Source organism: Streptomyces sp. NPDC055025, from assembly GCF_053608565.1.
On sequence record NZ_JBSGVS010000022.1, the window covers coordinates 96,650 to 121,788 of the forward strand.

Sequence of the window (25,139 nt, forward strand, 5' to 3'; positions counted from 1 at the left end):
CGCGACACAGAACACGGCGCAGACAAGGCGGTTGGGCATGACCCGGCCCCGCGTGGCGCACCATCTCCGTATCCCGCCGGAATCGAGGCAGGCACATATGAGGCTCAGGCGTCTCTTCGCCGCACGCGGACCCGCCCTGCCCGCGCCCGCCGCAACCGGCGCGGTCCTCGCCGAGGCGCGCGGGCTCCATGTCCGGCTCGGGCAGCGCGAGGTGCTGGCCGGTGTCGGGCTCGTCGCGCGCGCCGGTGAGGTGCTCGCGCTCGTCGGGCCCAACGGAGCCGGGAAGTCCACCCTGCTCGCCGCGCTCGCCGCCGATCTGCGGCCCGGCCTGGGCGAGGTACGGATCGACGGGCGCCCCGCGCACGAGTGGTCCGCGCCCGAACTCGCCCTGCGCCGTGCCGTACTGCCCCAGGCCGCCGCGCTCGCCTTCCCCTTCCCGGTCGAGGAGGTCGTACGGATGGGCCGGGCGCCCTGGGCCGGGACGCCGTCGGAGGACGAGGACGGGGCCGCCGTCGCGGAGGCGATGGCGGCCACCGAGGTCACCGCCTTCGCCGGGCGCCCCTTCGCCGCGCTCTCGGGCGGCGAACGGGCCCGTGTCGCGCTCGCCCGCGTCCTCGCCCAGCGCGCCCCGCTGCTGCTGCTCGACGAGCCGACCGCCGCGCTCGATCTGCGCCACCAGGAACTGGTCCTGCGGATCTGCCGGGAGCGCGCGGCGGCCGGTGACGGCGTCGTGGTCGTGCTGCACGATCTGGGGCTCGCGGCGGCCCACGCGGACCGGGTCGCCGTACTGCACGACGGAGAGGTCGCGGCCGAGGGACCGCCCGCCGAGGTGTTCGGCGACGAGTTGCTGAGCCGTGTCTACCGGCAGCCCGTCGAGGTGTTCCCGCACCCGCGCACAGGCGTTGCGCTGGTCGTCCCGAAGCGGGCCGGAGCGGCTTTCATGACCGGGACTTGACCCTCCCATGGGGTGACCGAAAGATCCCTGTGACCTCCCCGTATCCCAGGAGCGACCCGCCGGGGAATTGAGACCTGGATCACTGGACGAATGGACATGACCAAGGTAAGCCTCAGTTAAGTTAGGGCCGCCTCACCCTCGTGGTCGGCACCCTCGTACTCAGCACCTCCCTACTCAGCACCCTCGTACTCCAGCCGTACTCCCCTCCCCCGTCCCAGCCATCGTGGAGCCCCGCATGCGACCTGTCCGTCTCTCCGTTGCCACCGCAGTCACCGCGGTGGCGGCCCTGACCGCCGTCACGGGCTGCGCCGAGAAGAGCGACGCCAAGGCCGGCGGCGAAGGCGCCGTCCAGGTCACCGCGAAGGACGACGCCTGCGAGATCTCCAAAAACGAGTTCCCCGCGGGCCATGTGGAGCTGGCCGTCGAGAACAAGGGCTCCAAGGTCACCGAGGTCTATGTCCTCTTCCCGGACGACCGCATCGTCACCGAGCGCGAGAACATCGGCCCCGGCACCAAGGCGAAGGTCACCGCCGAGGTGAAGGCCGGTTCGTACGAGATCGTCTGCAAGCCCGGGATGAAGGGCGACGGCATCCGCCAGAAGGTGACCGTCACGGGCGGTACGGCCGTCGAGCGCAGCCCGGAGATGGACGCCGCGGTCGCCGGTTACCGCAAGTACGTCCAGGCGCAGGCCGATGAGACGCTGCCGAAGGTCAAGACCTTCACCGACGCCGTGCGCGCCGGTGACCTGGAGGCCGCGAAGGCGGCGTACGCCCCCTCGCGGATCGGCTGGGAGCGCACCGAGCCGGTCGCCGAGTCCTTCGGTGACATCGACCCGAAGGTCGACGTACGCGCCGACGGTCTGGAGCCCGGCCAGGAGTGGACCGGCTGGCACCGGCTGGAGAAGGCGCTCTGGGCGGACAAGAAGCTCGGCCCGGAGGCCACAGTGCTCGCCGACACGCTCGACAAGGACCTGACCGACTGGCAGAAGCGCGTCGGCAAGGCGGAGATCACCCCGACCTCCATGGCGAACGGCGCCAAGGAGCTGCTCGACGAGGTCGCCTCGGGCAAGGTCACCGGTGAGGAGGAGCGCTACAGCCACACCGACCTGGTCGACTTCAAGGCCAATGTCGAGGGCGCGCAGCAGTCGTACGAACTGCTCAAGCCGGTCGCCTCGAAGAACGACCCGGCGCTGGTGACGGAGCTGGACAAGCAGTTCGCCGCGCTGAGCGCGCTGCTCGACCAGTACCGGGACGCCCCGGACTCCTACGACTTCACCTCGTACGAGAAGGTCGGCAAGGCCCAGCGCAAGGAACTGTCGGACGGTGTCAACGCGCTGGCCGAGCCGCTCTCCAAGCTCGCCGCCGCCGTCGTCAAGTAGGGACTCCGACATGTCGGACACCGAACACAGCAAAGAAGAAGACGAGACGACCGGGACGACCGGGACGACCGAGCGGAGCGGGACGACCGAGCGGACCGGGCAGACCGGGAGTCCGGGGAAGAGCCCGTCCCGCCGTGCGCTGCTCGGCTGGGGCGGTGCCGGGCTCGCGCTCGGGGCCGCCGCGGCCGGTGGCGCCGTGGCGGCCGTCCGCGACGGCGGTTCCACCGCTCCCGCCGCCGACTCCGGTGCGGCGGTGCCCTTCCACGGCACGCACCAGGCCGGTATCGCCACCGCCGTCCAGGACCGGCTGCACTTCGCCGCGTTCGATGTGACGACCGGGGACCGCGCGGAGCTGGCCCGGCTGCTCAAGGACTGGACCCGGGCCGCCGAGCGGATGACGGCGGGGCACGCCGTGGGCGAGGGCGCGTACGGCGGGCCGGCCGAGGCGCCGCCCGACGACACGGGTGAGGCGCTCGGTCTCAAGCCGTCCCGGCTCACCCTGACCATCGGCTTCGGCCCCTCGCTCTTCGCCGACGACCGGTTCGGTCTCGCGGAGCGGCGCCCGGCCGCGCTGGTCGAGCTGCCGAAGTTCCCCGGCGACAATCTCGACCCGGCGCGCGGCGGCGGCGATCTCTGTGTCCAGGCGTGTGCGGACGATCCCCAGGTCGCCGTGCACGCCATCCGCAATCTGGCCAGGATCGGCTTCGGGAAGGCCGCGGTGCGCTGGTCGCAGCTCGGCTTCGGCAAGACGTCGTCGACCACTCCGGGCGCCCAGACCCCGCGCAACCTCTTCGGCTTCAAGGACGGCACCAGCAATATCGACGGCGCCGACGAGGCCGGGCTGGCCGAGCATGTCTGGGTGCCGGAGAAGACCGGTCCGGCGTGGATGGCGGGCGGTTCCTATCTGGTCGCCCGCCGGATCTCGATGCGCATCGAGACCTGGGACCGTACGTCGCTCCAGGAGCAGGAGGACGTCTTCGGCCGGGACAAGGGCGAGGGCGCGGCGGTCGGCAGGGCGCGCGAGCACGACAAGCCCGATCTGCGGGCGATGCTGCCCACGTCGCATGTACGGCTGGCGCATCCGGACTCCCACCACGGGGTGCGGATGCTGCGGCGCGGCTACTCCTTCACGGACGGCACGGACGGTCTGGGCCGGCTCGACGCGGGGCTGTTCTTCCTGGCCTACCAGCGTGACGTACGGGACGCCTTCATCCCCGTACAGCGCTCCCTGGCGCGCTCCGACGCGCTCAACGAGTACATCCAGCACGTGGGTTCAGCGGTCTTCGCGATCCCGCCGGGCGTCCGGGACAAGGACGACTGGTGGGGCCGGGCCCTGATCTCCTGAGCCACGGAAGGGAGTTCCGACGTGTTCGGAAACTATCTGATCGGTCTGCGCGAGGGCCTTGAGGCCAGTCTCGTCGTCTGCATCCTCGTCGCGTATCTGGTGAAGACGGAGCGGCGCGACGCGCTGCGTCCCATCTGGATCGGTATCGGCGTCGCGGTGGCCCTGGCGCTGGCCTTCGGCTTCGGGCTCGAATTCGGCTCGCAGGAGCTGACGTTCGAGGCGAAGGAGGCGCTCGGCGGCTCACTGTCGGTCCTCGCCGTGGTGCTGGTGACCTGGATGGTCTTCTGGATGCGCCGTACGGCCCGGCATCTGCGGTCGGAGCTGCACGACCGGCTGGACGCGGCACTCGCGATGGGCACGGGCGCGCTGGTGGCCACGGCCTTTCTGGCGGTGGGCCGCGAAGGCCTGGAGACGGCCCTGTTCGTCTGGGCGTCGGTCCGTGCCTCCTCGGACGGCACCCACGCGCCGCTGATCGGTGTGCTGCTCGGTATCGCCAGCGCGGTGGTGCTCGGCTGGCTCTTCTACCGGGGCGCGCTCAGGATCAATCTGGCCAAGTTCTTCACCTGGACCGGCGGGATGCTGGTGATCGTCGCCGCGGGTGTGCTCGCGTACGGCGTCCACGATCTCCAGGAGGCGCGCTTCCTGGGCGGTCTGCCGGACAAGGCCTTCGACATCAGCACGACGATCCCGCCGGACAGCTGGTACGGCACCCTGCTGAAGGGCGTGTTCAACTTCCAGCCGGACCCGACGGTGCTTCAGGTCATTGTCTGGTGTCTGTATCTGATCCCGACGCTCGCCCTGTTCCTGGCCCCGGTAGGGTTCGGACGGTCAGTGAGGTCTCAGGAGCAGAAGCAGAAGGCGACCGATGAGCAGGCTGGGAAGGCCGATTCGGGCAGCGGCGGGGCTCGCGACGGTGATGGTGCTGTCGCTGACGGCGAGCGGGTGCGTGACGGTGCACGGGGAGCTGGCGGTCGTACCGTCGGCGGAGCGGAGTGAGGCCGCGCGGGCGCTCGATGACTTCACCGAGGCGTACAACAAGGCGGACCAGGCCTACGATCCGGCGCTCGACGCGGCGTATGTGACCGGTGCGCTCGGTGTGATCAACCAGGCCGGTCTCAAGGCCCGGAGCATCAACAGCCCGGACGGCAACCCCGGCCATCAGCCGCTGGAGCTGACCGACGCGAAGTTCACGATCCCCAGGAAGGCCGGCTGGCCGCGCTGGTTCGTCGCGGACACCAGGAGCAACCGCGACGCGGCCGGCGGCCCGTCCTTCCGGTGGCTGGTGGTCTTTCTGCGCGGCGGCCCCGAGAAGCGCTGGGAAGCCGCCTATCTGACGATCCTCTCCCCCGACCAGGTCCCGGAGTTCAGGACGGACCAGGACGGCTGGGGCGAGGCGGTGGAGCCGGACAGCACATCGGTGTCGGTGGCGCCCGCCGATCTGAGCGAGGAGTACTCCTCGTATCTGTCGAGCGGCAAGCCCGAGCACTTCGCGGCGGGACAGCACACCGACGGATGGCGCAAGGAGCGCGCGGACAAGGCCCGGCTGCCCGGTCTCACCACCCAGTACGTCGACCAGCCGGTGACCGAGGGGGACTTCGCGCCGCTGGGGCTGCGTACGGAGGACGGCGGCGCGCTGGTGTTCTTCGCCACCCGCTTCTTCGAGCGCCAGACGGCCGCGAAGGGGGTCCGGCTCCAGGTGAACGAGGATGTGCGGGCGCTGCTGACCGGTGAGGTGAAGAACACGATCACCAAGGAGTGGCTGTCCAGCCAGACGGTACGGGTGCCGGGGAGCGACGCCGCCGCCCCGGAGGTGGTGGTGGAGGGACGCCTCCAGGGGGTCACCGCGTCGAAGGGGTCCTAGCTCCTCGGCCCCGCAGCTCCTGGCTCCCCTCCGCCCCGTGGCTCCCCGGCGGTCTCAGCGGCCCGGCGGTCTCAGCGGCCTAGCGGCCCAGGGGCCAGGCCACCGCGTGGTGGTCCAGTTCCGTGTTCTCGCCCGCGTACCGCGCGCACGCGTCGGTGAGGGTCTCCAGCAGGGTCAGCGGATCGGGCAGCGGATGCTCCGGGCCGCGCAGCCACCGTACGTTCAGCTCGCCGGGGAGCCGGGCCGGGGGTACGAGCACATAACTGCCCCGGCAGTGCCAGCGCAGACCTGGGTGCTCGTCCATCGTCTCGGGGTGGCAGTCCAGTTCACAGGGCCACCACTCGTCCTCGTCCTCGGGGGTGCCCCGGGTGGCGGTGAAGAAGAGCATCCGGTCCTCGCCGGAGTCCGCCACGGGACCGACCTCGATGGACAGCTCCAGCAGCCGTTCCAGCGCGCGGCTGCCGGCTTCCAGCGGTACGTCCAGCACATCGTGGACCGTGCCGGTCGCGGTGATGAAGTTGGCCTCGGGCTGATTGCGCGCCCAGCGCTCGATCTGTGCCCGGTCGGTCGTGGACTGGGTCTGCCAGGCGAAGGAGAGAGGGTGTCTGGCCGGGGTCGGACAGCCGATCCGCTCGCAGGAACATCGGAAACCGAGGGGATGGGCGGCCGGTGCGATGGGCATACCGGCCTCCGCGACGGCGAGGAGCAGCGCCTCCCGGCCGGCCGTGTCACCGGCGAGCGCGGAGTCGTCGGCGCTCTTCCTGGGACGCCTGCGCAGCCACTGGGGAATCCTGCTCTCCGTGCCGCGGTAGCGGCCGAAATCGTCGCCCATCTATCCCCTCACACCTCGTGCTCGCCCCTGCGGACATATCCATGGTCCCACCATCCTGCTCCTCGGGTGGACGTGCTTCCCCACCGGGGTATGTGTGCGGGGACCGCGGCACGGGGCTCATCGCCGTGTATGTGCGGGTATGGGACGGCGGATCGGCGGGGCGGAGCCGGTGGAACACGGACCGCCCGCCCCGTATGCCTCCACGCGCCCCCGCCGCGCCCCCTGCCCGGCGGCGCGCTCCACCCGGCGGCGCGCGGACAGGACTCGCGGCCGTGGGGTCTCAGGGCCGTGGGGTCTCAGGGCTGTGGGGTCTCAGGGACGTGGGGCGAGACCGTACAGCGCGTACTCGACCACTGCGTCCGCGTACTCGTGCGTCAGCGGGAGCGTACGGAGCAGCCAGCGGTGCGCGAGGGGACCGACCAGCAGTTCCAGCGCGACATCGAGGTCGATCTCCCGCCGTACGGCCCCCGCCTCCCGGGCGGCGCCCAGCCGCCGCGCATAGAGCCGGAGCGAGGGTTCGAGCAGCTTCCGTGCGAACTCCGCGCCCAGTTCCGCGTCGGCGATCCCCTCGGCGGCGAGCGCCCGGGAAGGCGCCTCGTACACGGGGTCGTTCATCTCGTCGACCGTGGCCCGCAGGACCGCCTTGAGATCGGCCTCCAGATCGCCGGTGTCGGGGATCTCGTACGCCGCCTCCCCGCCGCCCGCCGCCCGCGCGGCCCGGTCCCCGAGATCGAGGAAGGCCTCCAGGAGCACGGCGCCCTTGGAGGGCCACCAGCGGTAGATCGTCTGCTTGCCGACCCCGGCGCGGGCCGCGATGCCCTCGATGGTCGTACGCCCGTAACCGACCTCGCCCACCAGCGTGAGTGCCGCGTCGTAGATCGCCCGGCGCGACCGCTCGCTGCGCCGCGCGGAGTCGGGCCCGCTGGTACCCCTGGTCTCGGCCATGGCGTCAATCTACCAACGGTGAATCGAGACGTTTCGTCTCTGATCACCCGGCGGGCCCAGGACGCCTCACGGACACGAATCACTCGAACGGATCACAGCGCGCGAGCCCTTCGAAGCGGAATATGACTTTTACACGCATACGTCGTGCGCGTACACCGTGCGCATACGTCGTGCGCGTACCTCGTGCACGGACGTCGCGCACCGACGTCGTGCACACCGCCGCTCTCATCACCCGTGAGGAGCTCCCGTTGCCTCGTGACGCCTCGCCCCGCCGCTATCTCATGTGCCCGCCGCACTACTTCAGGGTGACGTACTCGATCAATCCCTGGATGGACCCGGCCAAGCCCGTCGATCTGCCGGTGGCCCTCGCCCAGTGGGAGGACCTCCGGGACCGCTATCTCGCGCTCGGACACACGGTCGCGCTGCTCGACCCGCTGCCCGGTCTGCCCGACATGGTCTTCACCGCGAACGGCGCCACGGTCATCGACGGCCGGGTGCTCGGGGCGCGCTTCGCCCATCAGGAGCGGCACCGCGAGGCCGAGGCGCATCTGGAGTGGTTCCGCGCCCGCGGTTTCATCGACATCCACGAGCCCGCGCACATCAACGAGGGCGAGGGCGACTTCGCCGTCACGGCCTCCTGGCTGCTGGCCGGGCGCGGCTTCCGCTCCAGCCCGCTCTCCCACGACGAGGCACAGGAGTTCTTCGGCCGCCCGGTGATCGGCCTGGATCTGGTGGATCCGCGCTACTACCACCTGGACACGGCGCTCTGTGTGCTGGACGACGGAACCGACGAGATCATGTACTACCCCGGCGCCTTCTCCCCCGGCAGCAGAGCCGTGCTCGCCCGGCTCTTCCCCGACGCGCTCATCGCCGACGGCACGGACGCGGGGGCCTTCGGTCTGAACGCGGTGAGCGACGGCCGGCACGTACTGCTGCCGCAGGCGGCGGCCGGGCTCTTCGAGCCGCTGCGCGAGCGGGGGTTCGAGCCGATCGGACTGGACCTCGGGGAGCTGCTCAAGGGCGGCGGCAGTGTGAAGTGCTGCACCCAGGAGCTACGCCTCTGAACCGGCGGCCGGGTCGGCGGCCGGACCGGCGGTGTGGGGCGGCGGCCAGGTGTCGCCCCACTCCGTGTCCCGCGCCGCCCGGTAGAGCGGGCCGTGCCGCTTGGTGACCGTTTCCCGGCGCAGTCCGTCGTCCTCGGTGCACAGGTCGAGCAGCACCTGTCCCTTGCGGATCTGCGGCTTGCGTACGACGCGGGCACGGTCGGCACGGGCCGCGTCGTCGGAACGCCCCGGGAGCGACGGCGTCCCGAAGCGCACCGCCGCCACATAGCTGAACTTCTCGTCCTCGTACGGCAGCGAGCCGCCCTTCACCTGCCGGTGCAGCGAGGACCGGCTGACCCGGGCCGCGAAGTGGCACCAGTCCGTGCCCCGTTCGATCGGGCAGGCGCCACCGTGCGGGCAGGGCGCGGCGATCCGCAGCCCGGCCGCGATCAGCCGGTCGCGGGCCTCGATGATCCGCAGATAGCCGTCGGGCGTCCCGGGCTCCACGATCACCACGGCCTGGGCGGCCCGCGCCGTTTCCTCGACGAGCACGGCCCGGTCCCGCTCGGTGAGTTCCTTCAGTACGTACGAGACCGTCACCAGATCGCTCTCCGGCAGCTTCAGCGCCGTACCGATCCGCGTGCGCCGCCAGTCGGCGGTACGTACCGCGCGGGCGCCGGAGGCGGCGGCCAGTTCGCGGCCGAGCGCGAGGGCGGGCTCGGCCCAGTCCAGGACGGTGGTGGTACGGCCGCCCTCCCGCCCGCTTCCCGCGCCGGCCGCGCCCGTCTCTCCCGGACCGTCCGCGGGGGCCGCCTCCGCACGGGCCGCCTCCGTCCGGGCCTCTTCCGTCCAGACCGCCTCCGCCGCCCAGACCGCCGCGCCGGTGCCGCCGCCCACATCGACATGGCTGCCGGGCACCCAGGCGGGCACGGTGTCCGCGAGCGCCTCCAGCGCCGCCCGTACGGCCTCGAAGGTCGCCGGCATCCGGTACGCGGCGTACGCGGCCACATCGGACCGGTCACGCAGCACCGGCGCGTCCGTCGGCGTCGCGCCCCGGTAGTTGGCGATCAGCCGCTCGACGGCCTGGGCGGCCTGTCTGGGCGGCAGTCCGTCGAGCAGCCCGGCGAGCGCGGCACGCAGGGCCTCGGCGGTGGGAAGGGTGGCGTTCACCGCCGAATTCTATTGCTGTGGCCGGAGGCGGGGCGCCGGGGGCGCGGGGCCGGGTCCCGGCGACCGGGTGCCTGCGACCGGCGACCGGCGACCGAACGGAGGGCGGCCGGTGCCCGTACGCGCGGTGACCGGTGACCGCGACGGTCGGGCCCGTGACCGCAATGGGGAAGCGAACTGCGAGCCGCCGTGTGTCTGTTGCTACGCTGACGCCCGTTGTCCGGCAGCCGCTCGCACGGGGGGACCATGAGACAGAGGGTCGTACGTCTGGCCCTGGTGTCCGGGGTGATCGTGCTGGCGCTGCTGCTCCTGCTCGCCACCTGCGGCGGCAAGCCGAAGGCGAAGGACGACGGACGGCCCGCGAAGCCTCCGAAGAGCACCTCGTTCGCGGCACACCGGCTCACCGTTCCCGCGGAGTACGACACCGCGCGCGGCTGGGAGATCAACGACGCCTCGCCCGATTACGCGGTCGCCGAGGCCACGAGCCGTATCGCCTATCTGGAACGTGTCGGCGACACCCGGTTCCGGATCCGTACGCTCGATCCCTCGACCGGCAAGCGCGGCTGGGACGGCGCGCCCTGGCGGCCGCTCTTCGCGCCGGACCGCTTCCCGCGGCTGCTCTCCGTCGCCAAGGACGATGTGGAGTACTTCGTCACCTGGTCCTACGGGAAGATCGATCCGGACGCGCTGCGCCCCTCGGACTCCATCGTCTCCCTCGATGTGTACAGCGCGGACGACGGCTCCCGGGTGCGGGTCGAGGTCCCGTGGGTGGACGAGCCGACCGTGAGCGCCGCCGGGCCCGGCATTCTGATCAGCGACGGCAAGGCGGTGAGCGCGGTCGTCGACCCGGCGACCGGGGACGTGGTCAAGGTCCCGCCGGGGTCGCTCGGTTACCCCAAGGGCTGTCCGGACTGCCGCAAGCTGACCGAGGTCCGGGCCGTCACCGACACAGGGCTGCTGGTGAGCGGCGCCAAGGAGTTCTGGGTGCGCGGCGGCTGGTTCAGCCGGAAGGTCGCGCCGAAGGACACCGACCCCGCCTCCGGGGTGCCGGCCTCCGTGGCGCGCGACTACATCCTCGCCAAGTGGCGCAAGAAGAAGGGTGCCAAGGACGCCGCGACGCACGATGTCTGGGCGGTGCACGAGGCGGCGACCGGCAAGGCCGTGGCCCAGGTGCGGTGCCGCAGACCGGCCATCGCGCCGGTCGAGGACCCTCAGCTCATCGCCTCCCCGGACGGCCGCTTCCTGATCGCCGGGAGGCTCGCCTTCGATCTGGAGGAGAAGACCGCGTACTGCTTCGAGGAGCCGGACGGCACCCAGCCGCTGACCCTGACGACCGTGGGGGACGACGGCACCGCGTACGGCGCGTCGAGCGCCCGCAACACCACGGACGCCCTCGCGGGCGGCGGCACCCCCGTCCTGGTGGATCTCACCACCGCGACCCCGGAGGACCTGTCGCCCAATGTGCGGCTGCCCAGCGGGGAGACGGCCGGGGCCGGTCTCTTCCGCTGGACGGACGGCAAGGACACCCCGCATCTGATCGGGTACCCGCACCGCGACGGCTGAGCCTGCGTCCCGCCGCACCGCGCTCGTACGCTCAGACGCCGGTCGGACGCTCGCCGGTCGGACGCTCGATGGGCGGCTGGTGCTTCCAGGGCCGTACGAGACCCACGAAGCAGCCCAGCGCGCCGACCGAGCACACGAGCTGGACGAGGGCCATCGGCACCGCGGTCTCCTCGCCCGCGATACCGACGAGCGGCGAGGCGACGGCGCCGATCAGGAACGACGACGTACCGATCAGGGCCGAGGCGGAACCCGCGGCGTGCGGGGTGCGCATCAGCGCCGACGCGTTGGTGTTGGGCATCGCCAGACCCATCGCGGACATCAGCACGAACAGCCCCGCCGCGACCGGGAAGAGGCCCACGTCCCCGAACACCCCTGACGTCATCAGCAGCAGCGCCAGCGCGGCGAACGTGATGACCACCAGCCCGAAGCCCAGCACCCGGTCCATGCTGACCCGTCCGACCAGCACCTTGCCGTTGATCTGGCCGACGGCGATCAGACCGATGGAGTTGACGCCGAAGAGCAGGCTGAAGGTCTGCGGCGAGGCGCCGTAGATCTCCTGCACCACGAACGGCGAGGCCGCGACATAGGCGAACAGCGCGGCGAAGGCGAGACCGCCCGCCAGCATGTAGCCGGTGAAGACCCGGTCGGCGAGCAGCCCGCGCATCGTGTGGAGCGCCGCGCCGACACCACCGCTGTGCCGCCGCTCCGGCGGCAGCGTCTCGTGCAGCCACTTCCACACGACGAGGGTGAGGACGATGCCGACCACCGTCAGGACGACGAAGATGCCGCGCCAGTCCGTGAGCCGCAGCACCTGCCCGCCGATCACGGGCGCGATGACCGGCGCGACCCCGGAGATCAGCATCAGGGTGGAGAAGAAGCGGGCCATCTCCTCGCCGTCGTACAGATCACGGACCACCGCGCGGGCGATCACGATGCCCGCCGCGCCCGCGAGACCTTGCAGCAGACGGAAGCCGATGAGGAGTTCGGTGGTCGGCGCCAGGGCGCAGATCGCGGTGGCGAGGACATAGACGACCATGCCGAGCAGCAGGGGCCTGCGCCGCCCCCATTTGTCGCTCATGGGTCCCACGACGATCTGGCCGAGGGCCATGCCCGCCAGACAGGCGGTGAGGGTGATCTGGACGGTCGCGGCGGGTGAGCCGAGCGAGCGGGTGACCTCCGGCAGGGCCGGGAGATACATGTCCATGGAGAGCGGGGGCAGCGCGGTGAGCCCTCCGAGCACCAGGGTGACGAGCAGCCCGGCCCGGCGCGCGGCGGCGACGGGAGCGAGTTCGGTGGCGGGTGCGGGCGCGGGAACAGGCGCGGGTGTGAGTGTGGGCGCGGGTGCGGGTGCGGGTGCGGGAACAATCACCCGTTCGTGTGACGGAACGGTCCGCTGTTCCGACTGAACGGTCCGCTGTTCCGGAATCGGTGCCGAGCGACGCTGCTCGGGCGGTATGTGGCCTGTACGTCCTTCGGTGGTCTGACCGCCGTCCGGCATCGTCTCTCCATGTCGTTGAATCCTTACCTATGCTCTCAGCTCATCCGGAACGGTCGACACTTTTTTTGGGGCAGCTATGACAACGGGACAGACATCACAGGCATCGCGGGCATCGCAGACGTCACGGAGAAACACCGTGCGCTGGGGTGTGCTGGCGACGGGCGGGATCGCGGCGCGATTCACCGAGGAGGTGGGGGAACTGGCGGACGCCGAGGTCGTCGCGGTGGCCTCGCGCAGTGCCGCGTCCGCGAAGGAGTTCGCGAGCCGGTTCGGCATCCCGCGCGCGTACGGGGAGTGGTCCGCGCTCGTCGCCGACCCGGAGGTGGACGTCGTCTATGTGGCGACTCCGCACTCCGCGCACCGGACGGCGGCGGGACTCGCCCTCGCGGCCGGAAAGCCCGTGCTGTGCGAGAAGCCGTTCACGCTCAATGTCCGGGAGGCGGTGGAGCTGGTCTCCCTGGCCCGGGAGCGGGGCCTCTTCCTCATGGAGGCGATGTGGACGTACTGCAACCCCGTGATCCGGCGGATGGTGGAGCTGGTGCGGGACGGGGCGATCGGTGACATCCGGACCGTCCAGGCCGACTTCGGCTTCCCCGGCCCCACCGACCCCGGCCACCGGCTGCGCGACCCGGCCCTCGGCGGCGGCGCCCTGCTCGACCTCGGCGTCTATCCGGTCTCCTTCGCGCAGCTCCTGCTGGGCGAGCCCGACCGCGTCCAGGCCGACGCGCTGCTCTCGCCGGAAGGCGTCGATCTCAACACCGGGATGCTGCTGGGCTGGGAGTCGGGGGCGACGGCGCTGCTGACCTGCTCGCTGACGGCGGGCACCCCGGTGACGGCGACCGTGAGCGGCACGGCGGGCCGTATCGAGCTGCCGTCCGGCTTCTTCCACGCGGACCGGTTCGTCCTGCACAGGAACGGCGCCGAGCCCGAGGAGTTCACCGCGGACGGCGGGCTGTACGGGCTCCAGTACGAGGCGGCCGAGGTGATGCGCTGTCTGCGCGCGGGCGAGACGGAGTCCCCGCTGGTGCCGCTGGACGGAACGCTCGCGGTGATGCGGACGCTCGACGCGGTACGCGACCGTATCGGCGTCCGCTTCCCCGCGGACGGTCAAGACGAGGCCTGAGCGCTGTCCCGCTGTCGGACTCCGTCAGGGCCGCCACCGGTCCGCCGCGGCCACCCGAAGGCAGTTGTCCCGCCAATGGGTCAAGATCCACAGCGGCCGGATGGCAGGGCCGCGCGGGCTGCCGGAGCCTGACGCCGGTGGCCGTGGCCCCCGGGCCCGCCACCGGCCCCGGCGCCGAAGCGGCTCCCACACCTCCGGTGCCGACTCCTCCGGCCCCGGCGCCCGGGAAGCCGTCACCGCCCTCGGTACCCCCGGGAAGGCCGGTGCCGGCTCCTCCGGGGAGGGACCCGTGCGAATCGGTCCGGTCACCCCGCGCGCGTCCGCCCGTCAGGCGGGCTTGAGACCCGGCCTGCCCGCCTCGGTCACGAACGACGCCGCCGTGGTGACCGGAGCGCCGGGCGTCGTCACCGCGTTCACCGTTCTGAAGTCCGCCCGCGCCCGCTTGGCGCCGAGCGTCACGGTCACATAGCCGCGCCGCCCGTTGTAGAACCTCATATGGGGGTTGGCCTCCATGAACGTGGCCCAGTTGGAAGGACGTTCCGAGCCGTCCCGGCCGCTGGAGATGGACGTCGCCACGATCTCCGTGCCCAGCGTGCGCGAATCCGGGTTGTCCCAGTCCTTCTTGATGTCGTACGCGTAGGCCGTGTGCACATCACCGGTGAGCACCATGAGGTTCTTGACCCCGGCCGCTTCCGCCCCCTTCAGCAGCCGCTGCCGCGACGCCGGATAGCCGTCCCACGAATCCATCGACAGCTTGAAGTCCGGGGTCGTCAGATTGCGGCGCTGCGAGAAGGTCACCTGCTGCGGTACGACGTTCCAGGTGGCCGCCGACTTCTTCCAGCCGTCCAGCAGCCAGCGCTCCTGGGCCTCGCCGGTCAGTGTGCGCGACGGGTCCTCGGACTCGGGGCCCGGCGTCTGCCAGCCGTCGCCGTACGCCTGGTCCGAGCGGTACTGCCGGGTGTCCAGGATGTCGAACTGGGCGAGCCGCCCGAAGTCCAGCCTGCGGTAGAGCCTCATGTCGGAGCCCTGGGGCCGCTGCGGGACGCGCAGCGGCTGGTTCTCCCAGTACGCGCGGTACGCGGAGGCCCTGCGCAGCAGGAACTCCTCCGGCGGGACATCGTTCTCGGGCGTGTCCCCCGCGTAGTTGTTCTCGGTCTCGTGGTCGTCCCAGGTGACGACGAACGGGTGCGCGGCGTGCGCGGCCCGCAGATCCGGGTCGGATTTGTAGAGGCCGTACCGCAGCCGGTAGTCCTCCAGCGTCGTCGTCTCCCGGTTGTAGTGGGCGGGGAGCTGGATGTCGGGGTAGTTGCGGGCACCGCCGACCGCGCTCACGGCGTACTCGTACAGATAGTCGCCGAGGTGGAAGACCACATCGAGGTCCTCCTGCGCGAGATGCTTGTAGGCGGTGAAGTAGCCGTCGTGGTAGGCCTGGCAGGAGACGGCGGCGAACTTCAGCTCGCTGATGCGGGCGCCGCGCGCGGGCGCGGTACGGGTGCGGCCCACCGGGCTGACCCACTCGCCCACGCGGAAGCGGAAGTAGTACACCCGGTCCGGGCCCAGGCCCGGCACGTCGACATGCACGCTGTGGTGGAACTCCGGATGCGCGTCGGCCGATCCGCGCTTGACGATCCGTGTGAAGCGCGCGTCGTGCGCCAGTTCCCAGCGTACGGAGACCCGGTTGGGCGGCAGTCCGCTGTCCGCCTCGTACGGGCTGGGCGCGAGCCGGGTCCAGAGCAGGACGCCGTCGGGACGCGGGTCACCGGAGGCGACTCCGAGGGTGAACGGGTCCTCGGTGATCTTCCTGGCGTCCAGCTGCGCGGCGCCCGCGACGCCCGCGGTCGGCAGGTTGACGGCGAAGGCGAGCGCGGCGGCGGCAGCGGTACCGGTGAGGAACCGGCGACGGCCGAGATGCGCGGCCGCCGCTCTCAATTCGGCCGCGTGGCTGCCCGTTCCCGTTCCCGACGGCGTTCGCGTCCCCTGCGCCGGTACTCCCTGTACGGGCAGGCCCCGCGCCGGTACGCGCGGTCCCGTTCCCAGTGTCCGGCGGTGAAAAGGTGTCATGTGCCCCTCCCCTGACGGCTGCTGTCACACGGAATTCCATGCGCAGGCGAAGGCGCCCTGTTGTCGGGTACACAACATGCACATGGCGGAGCGATGAGATCCGCGTGCCTCCGCCAAGTTGTACCTCACGTACGCTGCGTGGCCATGGACGCCATGCGGAAGACCAACACCGCCCACACCAACCGGGGAACGGCCGTGGTGACAGGCGCCGGTTCCGGTATCGGCAGAGCGGTGGCCGTGGCCCTGCACACCGCGGGCTGGTCGGTGGCCCTGGCCGGACGGCGCGTCGAGACGCTGGAGGGGACAGCGGCGGCGATGAACAGGGCGGCGGACGGCGGCGACACGCCGGGCGAGGTACGGAGCGAGGTACGGAACAACGCACCGGACGAGGTACTGACCGTACGTACGGACGTGTCCCAACCGGCGGACGTGGAGGCCCTGTTCGCCGCCGTGAGCGAGCGGTACGGACGGCTCGACCTGCTCTTCAACAACGCGGGCACGTTCGGGCCCGGGGGCATCGCGCTGGAGGATCTCCCCCTGTCCGCCTGGCAGAAGGTGGTGGACACGAACCTCACCGGCGCGTTCCTCTGCGCCCAGGCGGCGTTCCGGCTGATGAAGGCGCAGGACCCGCGGGGCGGCCGGATCATCAACAACGGCTCGGTCTCCGCGCACGCGCCCCGGCCCGACTCGGTGGCGTACACCGCCACCAAGCACGGTATGACCGGCCTCACCAAGTCCCTCTCGCTGGACGGCCGCCGGCACCGCATCGCCTGCGGCCAGATCGACATCGGCAACGCGGCGACCGATATGACGGAGCGGATGCGCCGGGGCGTGAAGCAGGCGAACGGCGAAGTGGCGGTGGAGCCGGTGATGGATGTGGCCGATGTGGCCAGGACGGTGCTGCACATGGCGGAACTGCCGCTGGAGGCCAACGTCCAGTTCGTGACGGTGATGGCGACGACGATGCCGCTCGTGGGCCGGGGCTGAGGGGCGACCGCTCACCGGGGGGGGACCCAACCTACCCGCACGGGTGGGCATTTACCGCCCCCGGACGCCAACACCCGGTCGCGTTGCACGGTTTGCCGGGATTCCGGCTCAGGAGCACAATCGAGCCACTACCGTGGGCTACCAATCGAGAACCCTTCGTGTCGTTGGAGGCTCCTTTGAAGAACACGCGCGAACTGGACCCGAGCGCTTCCCCTCTCGACTACTACGGCAGTGAGCTACGGCGACTGCGGGAAGCGGCCGGCCTCACCCAGAAGCAGCTCGGCGACATCATCTTCTGCACGGGCTCGCTGATCGGCCAGGTCGAGACCACGCACAAGCTGCCGACAAGGCAGTTCTCGGAGTCGGTCGACGCGGCGCTGGGTACGGGAGGCACCTTCACACGGCTGCTGCCGCTGGTGCTGAAGAGCCAACTGCCGCCGTGGTTCCAGCCGTACGCGGACATGGAGGCGAAGGCGACGCACATCAGCACGTTCCAGACGCAGCTCGTGGACGGCCTGTTGCAGACGGAGGAGTACGCGCGGGCGGTGCTCGGCGCGGTGACCAAGGACAACTTCGAGGAGCTGGTCGCGGCGCGGATGAACCGCAAGCTGGTTCTCAACCGCCCGCGTCCGCCGCTCCTCTGGGTCGTACTGGACGAAGCGGTGCTGTCCCGGCCGATCGGTGGCCGCGAGGTCATGCGGGGCCAGCTCGCCCATCTCCTGTCCTTCAGGAACGCGAAGTGGATCCAGATCCAGATCCTGCCCTACTCGGCCGGAGAACACTCGGGCCTGATGGGCTCCTTCGTCCTTCTCCGCTCCGAGGACGCCCCGGACATCGCCTACAGCGAGGACTACGAGACAGCGCACGCGACGGTCGATCCTCACGCTGTCCGGAAACGTGCGCTTCGTTACCATCAGCTTCAGGCCGCCGCGCTCTCCGTCAGGGACTCGGCGGCACTGATTGCCCGCGTGATGAAGGAGCAATGTGGGGGGAAAGCCGCATCTGACGGGGGCACAGTGGCGTAAGTCGAGTTACAGCGGCGACACCGGTGGACAGTGCGTCGAGATCGCGGCCCGCACCGCCGCCGTGACCGTACGCGACTCGAAGAATCCCGAAGGTCCGGTCCTCACCGTCGCCTCGCACGCCTTCACGACCTTCACCAGCTACATCGGCACCACCCCCGCCCCGGCGAACTGACCGAGGCGCACAACGGGCCGCGACCACGCTCGTGGCCCGCGCATCACAGGCGGGCCGTCCGAGCCCACACCTCCTTCAGGTGCTCCTACCCGCCCGTCAGCGCCGTCCGGATCTCCGCCAGCTGATCCTCCCGCAAGGGCCCGTAGGCCCGCGCTCCCGCGTTCTCCTCCGCCTGCGCCACCGAGCGGAACCCCGGAATCGGCACCGTGTGCGGGCCGCGCGCCCAGAGCCAGGCCAGCGCGCCCTGGGCGAGAGTGCGGCCGTCGCTGGTGAGGACCGACCGTACGGCCTCCACCCGCGCCGCCCACTCGGGCGCCGGGACCCCGCCCTCGCCGAACCACCGCAGCCACGCGGGCGGTACGGCCCGGATGTCACCGGCCCCGCCCCGGCTTCCGGCCGCGTGCTTCCCGGTGAGCAGTCCCATCGCGAGCGGACTTCGGTTGACACTGGCCAGATCGCGTTCCGCGCAGAGCGCGAGCATCTCCGGCGCGTCCTCCAGCACATTGCAGGCGTGCTGCACGGCCGCGCAGTGCTCCCCCTCGGCGAACAGCGCCGCCCGCTCGGGGTCGTCGGTGGACCAGGCGTACGCGCGGATCAGGCCTTCCCGTACGAACTCCTCGCAGGCGTCCCGGAGTTCGGCGGCCAGGGCGAGGGGCGCGTCGGAGAGGTGGAGTTGGTAGAGGTCGATGTGGTCCGTGCCGAGGCGGTCCAGCGACGCGGTCAGCGCGCGCCGGGCGTACTCGGGCGTCGCGTCCGTGCCGGTCAGGGTGCGGGTCGCCGCGTCGAAGGTGTTGCCCCACTTGGTCGCGATGACGACCTCGTCCCGCCGCCCGCGCACCGCCCGGCCGAGTACGCGTTCGCTGTGGCCCGTGCCGTAGACGTCGGCGGTGTCGAAGAAGGTGATGCCGAGATCGAGCGCCCGGTGGAGCGCGGCGGCGGACTCCTCGTCGTCGACCTTGCCCCAGCCGAGCGGATTGGCGTCGCGGTCCTGCCACTCACCGCCGATGGCCCAGCAGCCGAATCCGAGTGCGCCGACGGTGATACCGCTGCGTCCCAGCGTCCTGCTCTCAAGAGTGCTCATACGGGGAACGCTAGGCCCTGTCCGGCCGATCTTCGCGGGCCCGGAACGCCTGGCACGGCACCTCGCCGCGTTGTCGGAGTCGCCCGAGTACGTCCAGTACACGGGCGATCCTCCGCCTTGCGATGCACCGCACCAGCCGCCCCGGGCTGATCCACGAAGATCGACCGGACAGGGCCTAGAAGTTCGAGCACACACGAAGACAAGCGGGGGGCCGTACCCGTGATCGTCACGCCGGGGCCCCGGGCGGTGGACACCGCCCGGGGCCCGTGGTGCGAGGGCTCCGCTCGGAAAGCGGCCGGGCTCAGCACATGCGCCAGGCGCAGGACATGGCCGGACTCAGGACGTGGCCGGACTCAGGCCGCCTCGGCGGCCTTCTTGATCCGCTCGCCGAAGGCCGGCGCGTCCTTGCGGGAGGCGCTCAGGGCGATACCGACGAGCAGTTTGCCGATGCCGTGCCCTTCGAGGACGTTGTAGATCCGCACCCGGGTCCTGCCGTCGCCGACGCTCTCCAGGTCGTAACCGCCCTCGGCCGAGGTGACGGAGTTCTTGGACGTCTCGGTCCAGCGGATCTTGTGCGGCGCTTCGAGCTCGGTGATCCGGATCTCCCGCTTGGTCGTCATGCCCGCGTCCTTGACCGTACTGCGGAAGACGGTACCGACCGCCGTGGGCCCCTCCGGGACCTTCTCGATCGCCTGCACCCTGGGGCTGAACTGCGGGTCGTTCGTACCGGCGGCGAGGAAGGCGAATACCTCCTCGACGGGCCTGTCGATCTCTGTGGTCGCCTCGAACTGTCCAGCCATGGTCGCTCCTCGATCGGTCAACCGGCGGCGGATACGTGAACACCTACCCGCCGGGTATGACGGCCGCACGGTCCGGGCCGGCCGCCACGCGTCCATTGTCGTGGGTCGGCCCCTTCCCCCACCACCCGGGGAGGATCACACCTTGCGTACGGTCACACCCGCCGCGGCCATCGCGCGCGTCTCCTCCTCCGGAGCCGCCTCGTCGGTCACGACGGCGTGGAGCGCCGAGACCGGTGAGACGAAGGCGAGCGCGGTACGGGAGAACTTCGCGGCGTCCGCCACGGCGATGACCCGTCGCGCCGAGGCGATCGCGGCACGCTTGACGGCCGCGTCGGACAGGTCGTACGCGGTCAGACCGTCCTTGGCGGTCAGTCCGCAGCAGCCGATGACGGCGGTGTCGAAACGCAGCGCGGCGAGCGAGGCCTCGGTCAGCGGGCCGGTGAGGGCGAGTTCCCCCGTACGTGGTTCGCCGCCGGGCAGCAGCAGTTTCAGGCGGGGGGCGCCGGTGAGCGCGTTGGCGGCGTGGAGGGAGAGCGGCATGACGGTCAGCCGGCGGTCCTCCAGCGCACGGGCCACCTCCAGACAGGTGGTGCCGCTGTCGATGACGACCGACTCGCCGTCGGTGATCAGTTCCGCGACGGCGGCGGCGATGCGCCGCTTGGCCTCCGTGCCCTCCTGGGCCCGGAGGGCGAAGGGGGGCTCCTCGCCCCGGAGCAGCAGGCTTCTGGCCCCGCCGCGGTAGCGCTCCAGAACGCCCTGGTCGCTGAGGACCTCCAGATCCCGGCGGACCGTCATCTCCGAGGCGCCGGTCAGCTCCGCGAGCTCGGCCACGCTCAGTTGTCCGCTCTCGCGCACGGCGTCGGTGATCCGCCGCAGCCGGTCTGTGCTTGCCATGCCCGTCATTCAACACACTTCGCCGAACATAAGCAATGTTCGATAGACGGACTTTCGAACATCAAGCTTGTTTGTTATGTTCGCCGACATGGAGAGACCCGGCGAGATGGAGAGACCCGGTATGGAGAGACCCGATCTGGAAAGATCGCTGCGCGCCGCCCGGCTGGCCACCTTCGGCTTCTTCACCCTCAACGGCTTCGTGCTGGGCGTGTGGGTCGTCCATATCCCCGTCGTGGAGCACCGGGCGGGGGTCGGTCACGCCGTGCTCGGCTGGCTCCTGCTGCTGCTCGGCGGCGGTGCCTTCGCGGGGATGCAGCTCGTCGGGCCGCTCACCGACCGGTTCGGCGCGCGCAAGGTGATACCGGTGAGTGCCGTGCTGTGCAGCGCGGTGGTGGTGCTGCCGGGGCTGGCGGTCAACGCCTGGACCCTGGGCGCGGCTCTGCTGCTGCTCGGTTTCAGCAACGGCTGTCTGGACGTCAGCATGAACACGCACGCCGTCCAGGTCGAGCGCGGCTACCGGCGGCCGGTGATGTCCGCCTTCCACGCCTTCTTCTCGGTGGGCGGGGTGCTCGCGGCGCTGGCCGGCGCGCGGACACTGAGCTGGGGGTGGAGCGCGGCCACGACGCTGGGGGTGGTGAGCGTGTTCGGTGTCGTCGTCACGGCACTCGCGGCACCGGCGCTGCTGCGACCGGAACCGGCGGGTGCCGGGGAGGCGGCGGAGGGACGGAAGGCGGCCGACGGGCAGGACACGACGGACGGGCGGGACGCGGCGGACGGACGGAAGGCGGCTGCTGACACGTCGCGGGGCCGGACCACCGTAGGCAAAACACCCCCGCGCATCTGGGCCCTGGCCGCACTCGCCCTGATGCTGATGCTCTGCGAAGGGGTCGCCAACGACTGGAGCGTGCTGGCGATGCGGGACGTCCTCGACGCGCCCGCCGCCACCGCCGCCTTCGCGTACGGCGCCTTCTCCACGGCCATGACCGTGGGACGGCTGCTCACGGACCGGGTGGTGGCCCGCTTCGGCCCGGTGGCCGTCGTACGGTACGGCGCCGCCCTGGGCGCGGCCGGGCTGACGGCGGTCGCGCTCTCCCCGTGGATCCCCCTGGCCCTGATCGGCTGGACGGTCTTCGGCATCGGCCTCTCCGGCTGCATCCCCCAGCTCTTCAGCGCCGCGGGCCACGCCGACCAGGACGCCGCGGGAACCAATGTCTCCCGGGTCGCGGGCCTCGGCTATCTCGGTATGCTCGCCGGCCCCGCCGTCATCGGCCCGCTCACCCGCTTCATCCCGCTGAACCTCACCTTCTTCCTCCCGGTGGCCTTCTGCGTCGTCGCGGTCGGCATGTCACGGATCCTGGGAACCGCGCCCGCGAGCGGCGGCGAGCGGGGGCACGGCGGCGACCGGAAAGGAACCGAGGGGACGTCACCGGAAGTCCCGGGACGCCCCCTCGTAAACGATTCCGACTTCCTCTAGTCCGCTTCGTCCGGGTCCGCTTCGTCTGGGTCCGCTTGGTCGTTCAGCGTGCGCAGGGAGTGGTATTCCGCGTACATACGCGCCAGTTTCTCGGCGTCATCCCGTATGTCCAGGAATTCGAGGACGAGCGAGAAGAGGTGATCCACAGCCCGCCGGTCCTGCTCCGGCTCCAGATGTACCCAGTTCCCGAGGCTGATGCCAGGGAGTGCCTCCTGGAACACGAGCGCATACCACACGAAGCTGGAGCGTTCGCCCTTGCGCACGATGAGCCACTCCCTGAAGCCCCGCAGCACGCCGCCGTCCCGGGCCAGATCGAACCCGAGCAGGAGCATGGCTGTCGGGTGGTACGTACCGGTCAAGCCGTACATACCAGGCCTGGCGCGTAGCTGTTCGATGAACTGCCTGTCGCCCACGCGGCTCCTAGAATCCGAAGATGATGTCGTCGGGCCAGTCCCACTCGGCCTTGTACTCGGCGATGCTCTCACCGCCTCGTCCTGTGAAGCCGTCGTAGACCCGGCCGTTGTACACGACCACGATGTGTTCGAACCAGAAGGTGTCCTGCTTCCGGTAGCCGCCGAGGGTGTGCTGCCCCGCCGGCTTGATGGTGACGATCTCGCCGCCTCCCAGACTGTCCCGGATGCGCTTGGCGCATACGCCGCAGTCACTGGAATCGGGGATCTTGGACTTGTCCCTGGGAAGGCCGGGGACATTGTGCTCAAGGCAGGGTACGTCCGCGGCCAGGGCCACCACGGAGCCGCCCGCCGCCGTGGACCCGGACACCGCCGTGGACCTGGCGGCCGGTCCGCCGACGGCCGACGTGCCGCCGACGGCCGACTTGCTGAGGATCTTGCAGCCGCGCTTGAGCAGCTTCAGGCTGTCGAAGGCCCGGTCGAGGGCTTTGAGCTTGGCGCCGATGAGGACATCGGTGGCCAGGCCCGAGCAGGAGTCGAAGTCCTTGTTGTCGAGGCAGGCTTCGAGTTCACCGAGGCCGGTGAGTTCCTTGGTGACGCCCCACAGATCGTCCATGGCGGCACCGAACTCGTCGCCCATGGAGAGGATGTCGCAGTAGATCTCGTTGTGCTGGCACCAGCGGGCGAAGCCCTGCGGGTCGCAGGGGATGTAGGCCTGGCCGCAGCGGTACATCTCACGGGCGCGTGCTCCCGGGTCGTTCTCGGCTTTCTGCTTGGCCTCGACGGCGGCCCTGCGGCGTGCTTCCTCCTCCTCCCGCTGCTTGGTGACGGCGATGGTGAACGCCTCGGTGGCCGCCGCGAGCGCCGCTTCGGCGTCCTTGCCGGCGTCGAGCGCGGACTGGCGTGCCTGGTCGGCGGAGTACCACGCGCTGGACGCCGACGCCTGGGCCATCTCCGAGGACAGCGTGGCGTCCGCCGCCGACCTCGCCGCGTCGTCGGCGGCGATGTCGGCGCTGTCGGCGGCGTCGCGGGCGGTCCTGGCGGAGGCGGCGGCGCTGGCCGCGGAGGCTTCGGCGTCCCTGGCGTGCTGGGCGGCCTGGTCGGCGTATCCCCGGGCCTGGGCCGCCGACGCGTCCGCCTTCTTCGCCCAGTCGCTGGCCTCGGCCGCGGCCTTGCGGGCGGTGGCCGCGACCTTCTGGGCGGTGGCGGCGTTCTGCTGGGCGGTGGCCGCGACCTTCGCGGCGTCCGCGATGAGCTTCTGGACCTGGGCCACGTGGGTGGCGGTGAGATGGTCCTTGCGCTGCGCCGTGTACTGGCCCGAGACGATGAAGGCGTGCAGCGTCCGCGGCGAGCCCTCCAGCGCGATCCGCGCCGCCGACCGCACCTCGGGACCGGCGGAGGAGATGAGCTGGGCGGCTCTGACACGCTCGTCCTGGGTCCGGGCGGTGAACTGCGTACCGGTCAGGAACGCGCTGTACTTCTTCGGATCACCGCTGTCCAGGGCCGCCCGGCCCGATGCGGTCAGTTCCGGTCCGGCCGCGTCCGGTCCGGCGCCGGAGAGGACCTGCGCGATGGCCACGCGCATGCCCTGGGCACCCGCCCGGTACTGGCCGTCACCGATGAACGCGGTGACCGTGGCGGCGTCGCCGTCGAGCGCGGTCTCGGCCGCGCCGCGGACCTCCGCGACCTCGCTCTCCTCGGCGAGGCGCTCGACATAGGACCGGTCGTCCTGCTGCCCGGCGGTCTCCCAGCCGTTGCGCAGATAGTCGATGACGACCTCGTCCGGGCCGCCCAGCGCGGCCTCGGCGGCGCCACGGCCCCACGCGGTGCCGTTCCTCATCGCCAGCACCGCCAGCTCGCGGCCCTGCCCGGCGATCTCCGCGAGATCGGCCCCGGGCTCGGCGGCCTCGGCCACCAGCCGCTCCCGCTCCGCGTCCCGGTCCCGTACCGCCTGTTCCAGCCCGGCCAGCCCGGCGGTGCGGGCGCTGTCGGCCTCCTTCTGGTCCCGGGCGCGCTCCATACCCGCGTTGGTACGTCCGAGAAGTTCCTCGGCCTCCACCTCGCGGGCGAGTGTGTAGACCTTCTGTGCCGTGGCCACGGCGGTACTCGCGGTGTTGGCGGCCTCGGTGGCCGCGTTGGCGTGCGCGGTGGACCGCGTCGCGGCCTGCGCCGCGTCACCGGCGTGCTCGGCCGCGTCATCGGCGGCCTGCGCCGCGTTGTTCGCGTGCGTGGCGGCCGAGCGGGCGGCGTCCCGCGCCTCGCGTGCCGCCGTGGCCGCCTTGCGTGCCAGCGCCTCCGCGGCCGACGCGGCCCGGTTCGCCTCGGCGGCGTGACGCCTGGTCGCCGCGGCGGCGGCACGCGCCTCGGCGGCGGCGGCGCTGGACTGACCCGCGTAGTTGCTCGCCTCGACCGCCGCGTCGGCGGCGAGGTTCGCGTTCGCGCCCGCGCCCGCGGCCGAACGCGCCGCGTCACCGGCCGCGTCGGCCGCCACCGCCGCCTGATCGGCCGCGTCGGCGGCAAGTCCC

The 25,139-nt window shown here is 71.4% G+C and carries 22 protein-coding genes; 12 read left to right on the top strand and 10 right to left on the bottom strand.

What is annotated here, in order from left to right; all coding sequences use genetic code 11:
* Positions 1–97 precede the first annotated feature (97 nt).
* The 5 genes from ACWGDX_RS16030 (at position 98) to ACWGDX_RS16050 (ending at position 5,539) form a co-directional block, all read left to right on the top strand.
* The gene (locus ACWGDX_RS16030) at positions 98–955 is read left to right on the top strand and encodes a heme ABC transporter ATP-binding protein (RefSeq protein ID WP_453626046.1); all 858 of its coding nucleotides are present in this window, start codon (positions 98–100) and stop codon (positions 953–955) included.
* Positions 956–1,190: 235 nt separating this feature from the next.
* A complete protein-coding gene (gene efeO, locus ACWGDX_RS16035) occupies positions 1,191–2,333 on the top strand; it encodes an iron uptake system protein EfeO (RefSeq protein ID WP_453626009.1) in 1,143 nt (380 codons plus the stop codon).
* A gap of 10 nt (positions 2,334–2,343) precedes the next feature.
* A complete protein-coding gene (gene efeB, locus ACWGDX_RS16040) occupies positions 2,344–3,678 on the top strand; it encodes an iron uptake transporter deferrochelatase/peroxidase subunit (protein WP_453626011.1) in 1,335 nt (444 codons plus the stop codon).
* 21 nt (positions 3,679–3,699) lie between these two features.
* Entirely contained in the window at positions 3,700–4,674 is a 975-nt protein-coding gene (efeU, locus tag ACWGDX_RS16045) for an iron uptake transporter permease EfeU (protein ID WP_453626013.1), read from the top strand.
* Entirely contained in the window at positions 4,595–5,539 is a 945-nt protein-coding gene (locus tag ACWGDX_RS16050; protein ID WP_453626048.1) for a hypothetical protein, read from the top strand. Before efeU ends, ACWGDX_RS16050 begins: the two co-directional genes overlap by 80 nt.
* Positions 5,540–5,618: 79 nt before the next feature.
* On the opposite strand, the gene ACWGDX_RS16055 is transcribed toward ACWGDX_RS16050, so the two are convergent.
* The gene (locus ACWGDX_RS16055; RefSeq protein ID WP_382849755.1) at positions 5,619–6,371 is read right to left on the bottom strand and encodes a bifunctional DNA primase/polymerase; all 753 of its coding nucleotides are present in this window, start codon (positions 6,369–6,371) and stop codon (positions 5,619–5,621) included.
* 312 nt (positions 6,372–6,683) lie between these two features.
* Positions 6,684–7,316 (bottom strand): TetR/AcrR family transcriptional regulator, encoded by a 633-nt coding sequence (locus ACWGDX_RS16060; RefSeq protein WP_453626014.1) that lies wholly within the window; start codon positions 7,314–7,316, stop codon positions 6,684–6,686.
* 248 nt (positions 7,317–7,564) lie between these two features.
* Between ACWGDX_RS16060 and ddaH the strand changes: the two genes are divergently transcribed.
* A complete protein-coding gene (gene ddaH / locus ACWGDX_RS16065) occupies positions 7,565–8,380 on the top strand; it encodes a dimethylargininase (protein WP_453626016.1) in 816 nt (271 codons plus the stop codon).
* Here ddaH and ACWGDX_RS16070 read toward each other — a convergent pair.
* The gene (locus ACWGDX_RS16070) at positions 8,369–9,529 is read right to left on the bottom strand and encodes a small ribosomal subunit Rsm22 family protein (RefSeq protein WP_453626018.1); all 1,161 of its coding nucleotides are present in this window, start codon (positions 9,527–9,529) and stop codon (positions 8,369–8,371) included. The genes ddaH and ACWGDX_RS16070 overlap by 12 nt on opposite strands.
* Before the next feature lie 243 nt (positions 9,530–9,772).
* On the opposite strand from ACWGDX_RS16070, the gene ACWGDX_RS16075 reads away from it, so the two are divergent.
* Entirely contained in the window at positions 9,773–11,089 is a 1,317-nt protein-coding gene (locus ACWGDX_RS16075; protein ID WP_453626020.1) for a hypothetical protein, read from the top strand.
* 31 nt (positions 11,090–11,120) lie between these two features.
* Here ACWGDX_RS16075 and ACWGDX_RS16080 read toward each other — a convergent pair whose 3' ends face one another.
* Positions 11,121–12,587 (bottom strand): Bcr/CflA family multidrug efflux MFS transporter, encoded by a 1,467-nt coding sequence (locus ACWGDX_RS16080; protein WP_453626022.1) that lies wholly within the window; start codon positions 12,585–12,587, stop codon positions 11,121–11,123.
* A 76-nt stretch (positions 12,588–12,663) separates the two neighbouring features.
* Between ACWGDX_RS16080 and ACWGDX_RS16085 the strand changes: the two genes are divergently transcribed.
* Positions 12,664–13,710: a Gfo/Idh/MocA family protein gene (locus ACWGDX_RS16085; RefSeq protein WP_453626024.1), complete on the top strand. Its 1,047-nt coding sequence runs from the start codon at positions 12,664–12,666 to the stop codon at positions 13,708–13,710.
* 327 nt (positions 13,711–14,037) lie between these two features.
* On the opposite strand, the gene ACWGDX_RS16090 is transcribed toward ACWGDX_RS16085, so the two are convergent.
* Entirely contained in the window at positions 14,038–15,771 is a 1,734-nt protein-coding gene (locus tag ACWGDX_RS16090) for an alkaline phosphatase D family protein (RefSeq protein ID WP_453626026.1), read from the bottom strand.
* 144 nt (positions 15,772–15,915) lie between these two features.
* Here ACWGDX_RS16090 and ACWGDX_RS16095 point away from each other — a divergent pair, with 144 nt between their 5' ends.
* The 3 genes from ACWGDX_RS16095 to ACWGDX_RS16105 all read left to right on the top strand — a co-directional run bounded on the left by ACWGDX_RS16095 (position 15,916) and on the right by ACWGDX_RS16105 (position 17,955).
* A complete protein-coding gene (locus ACWGDX_RS16095) occupies positions 15,916–16,758 on the top strand; it encodes an SDR family oxidoreductase (protein ID WP_453626027.1) in 843 nt (280 codons plus the stop codon).
* A 176-nt stretch (positions 16,759–16,934) separates the two neighbouring features.
* Positions 16,935–17,783: a helix-turn-helix domain-containing protein gene (locus tag ACWGDX_RS16100; RefSeq protein ID WP_453626029.1), complete on the top strand. Its 849-nt coding sequence runs from the start codon at positions 16,935–16,937 to the stop codon at positions 17,781–17,783.
* The gene (locus ACWGDX_RS16105) at positions 17,743–17,955 is read left to right on the top strand and encodes a DUF397 domain-containing protein (RefSeq protein ID WP_453626031.1); all 213 of its coding nucleotides are present in this window, start codon (positions 17,743–17,745) and stop codon (positions 17,953–17,955) included. Before ACWGDX_RS16100 ends, ACWGDX_RS16105 begins: the two co-directional genes overlap by 41 nt.
* Before the next feature lie 85 nt (positions 17,956–18,040).
* Here the strand turns inward: ACWGDX_RS16105 and ACWGDX_RS16110 are convergent, their stop codons facing one another.
* The 3 genes from ACWGDX_RS16110 to ACWGDX_RS16120 all read right to left on the bottom strand — a co-directional run bounded on the left by ACWGDX_RS16110 (position 18,041) and on the right by ACWGDX_RS16120 (position 20,730).
* Positions 18,041–19,036 carry an aldo/keto reductase gene (locus ACWGDX_RS16110; protein ID WP_453626033.1) on the bottom strand — a complete coding sequence of 332 codons (996 nt, stop codon included), beginning with the start codon at positions 19,034–19,036 and terminating at the stop codon, positions 18,041–18,043.
* A gap of 353 nt (positions 19,037–19,389) precedes the next feature.
* Positions 19,390–19,836: an SRPBCC family protein gene (locus ACWGDX_RS16115; protein WP_363086140.1), complete on the bottom strand. Its 447-nt coding sequence runs from the start codon at positions 19,834–19,836 to the stop codon at positions 19,390–19,392.
* A gap of 135 nt (positions 19,837–19,971) precedes the next feature.
* On the bottom strand, positions 19,972–20,730 hold the full coding sequence (locus ACWGDX_RS16120; RefSeq protein WP_382849713.1) for a DeoR/GlpR family DNA-binding transcription regulator: 759 nt from the start codon (positions 20,728–20,730) through the stop codon (positions 19,972–19,974).
* Between the two features lie 88 nt (positions 20,731–20,818).
* Here ACWGDX_RS16120 and ACWGDX_RS16125 point away from each other — a divergent pair, with 88 nt between their 5' ends.
* Positions 20,819–22,204 (top strand): MFS transporter, encoded by a 1,386-nt coding sequence (locus ACWGDX_RS16125; protein ID WP_453626036.1) that lies wholly within the window; start codon positions 20,819–20,821, stop codon positions 22,202–22,204.
* On the opposite strand, the gene ACWGDX_RS16130 is transcribed toward ACWGDX_RS16125, so the two are convergent.
* Together ACWGDX_RS16130 and ACWGDX_RS16135 are read right to left on the bottom strand one after the other, a co-directional pair.
* Positions 22,201–22,617, bottom strand: coding sequence for a hypothetical protein (locus ACWGDX_RS16130; protein ID WP_453626038.1), 417 nt, complete (start codon positions 22,615–22,617; stop codon positions 22,201–22,203). The genes ACWGDX_RS16125 and ACWGDX_RS16130 overlap by 4 nt on opposite strands.
* Before the next feature lie 7 nt (positions 22,618–22,624).
* Positions 22,625–25,139: ALF repeat-containing protein (locus ACWGDX_RS16135; RefSeq protein ID WP_453626040.1), on the bottom strand; the 2,515-nt coding region annotated here is incomplete at its 5' end.